Annotated in this window: 1 protein-coding gene; it reads left to right on the plus strand. The window is 42.0% G+C overall.

Annotation, left to right across the window (positions count from 1 at the left end):
• Positions 1 to 1,506: N-acetylmuramoyl-L-alanine amidase (locus tag E5983_RS08960; protein ID WP_202056741.1), on the plus strand; the 1,506-nt coding region annotated here is incomplete at its 5' end.
• Positions 1,507 to 1,721: the final 215 nt, after the last annotated feature.

Below are 1,721 nucleotides of genomic sequence, written 5' to 3' on the forward strand. Positions count from 1 at the left end.
AATCAACACAAACAAGACTTCGGAGCTTATCACTCACATGTTTACTATGTAACCAACCAAAACAAACGTGAGTATGTGACAGAGACTAAGGTAGTGGTTCCGGAACCAAAAACTTCTGTTCGTGTAGAGAATATCACAGTTGTAGGATTTGATGTCACAATCAAAGGTTTGGCTACAAATCCAGATGTTCGTGAGGTCTTGGTTCCCACTTGGACAACCAATAAGGGTCAAGATGACTTGATTTGGTATAAGGCTCTCAAACAAGACGATGGTTCTTATAAAGCGCGGATTGACTACAGTCGCCACCAATATGACTTCGGAAATTATACAGTTCATGCCTACTTCAAAGATAGCACTGGTAAGATGAATTGGTTAGGCAATACAAGTGTTGATTTTCCAAAACCATCAAACTATGGGAAAGGTTATCCTGTAAAATGGATGGGTGAGAAGAAATACTCTGGAGTTATTACCCATGTTGATGAGAATCCCGTCTATTCAGATACAAACCGAGTGAACATCGATCGCATTGTTATCCATCATAATGCAGGAATGAGTGATGAGGGAGCTCGCGCAACTTGGTATATCCGGAATGGCAATGAGACTTCTGCCCATTATCAGGTAACACCAGATAAGGTCTGGGGAGTGGTTCCTGAAAATGAAGTAGCTTGGCATGCGGGACACTATCCAACCAATCAGCGTTCAATTGGAATTGAGCACCTAAACAATAGTTTGGGACCAAATTGGACGATTGCTGAGGAAACCTATCGGAATTCAGCAAAATTGATTGCGGATATCTCGATTCGTTACAATATTCCACTCGATCGTACCCATGTGATTGGCCATGATGAAGTCTCCGCAACTCTTTGCCCAGGTGGTATTGATATGGATAAACTACTTAGCATGGCAAGAGCGGAGCGGGCGAAACTTGAAAATACAACCATGCCTAAAACAAGTGCAGTCCCTAGCCCAGTAACTCCTCAGAAGGTGGAAATTCCTTATTACTCTCAGCTAGATAGTCGTTGGTCTTCAAAACGCTATGGTCATTATCTATTTGGACCAACTGGTTGTGTTCCAACTAGCTTAGCCATGATCTTTACAGGTCTATCTGGAAAAACAGTGCTTCCAACTCAAGTAGGGGATTATATCTATCAGAATACTGCTGCCTTTAATAAGCTTGGCCCAGGTACAGCAAGTAACGGAATTGCCAAAGCAATTGATAAATGGGGTTATAAACACCAAGTCTTGAAGAGTCCAGATGCGATTAAAAATTCCTTGCTTTCAGGAAATCCAGTACTCTTGGCTGTCGGACCTAGTGTCTTTGTAAACTACCCTTCAACCCATGAGCTTGTCCTTTCAGACTATCAGAATGGTAAAGTAAAAGTTTCAGATCCTTATACTAAATCGCTCTCTGGTTGGCATAGCCTCGATTATCTCTGGAATGTGCGCAGCCGTGTCGCAGAGGATAATGAATTGGGATCACCAGCGATTGCTGTTAAGCGATTCTAAGTCGTAGCTGTGAAGCTTTCACGATCAAGTAGTTGCTAGAAACTTACCTAGATTAGAAAAGTCTTGCTCCTCTTTTTCGGGGCAAGACTTTTTCGTATGTTGGAACGAGAATAAGAGTAAGCGCCCAATAACAAGGTATCTTCCGATAAAGTAGAAATCTAGCTATACTAGTCTCAGAAAACATGAGTAGAGGAGATTGGTTTAGTGGATGCGAA

Origin of the sequence: Streptococcus danieliae, assembly GCF_009767945.1 — a bacterium.
In the GTDB taxonomy this organism is placed as follows: domain Bacteria; phylum Bacillota; class Bacilli; order Lactobacillales; family Streptococcaceae; genus Streptococcus; species Streptococcus danieliae.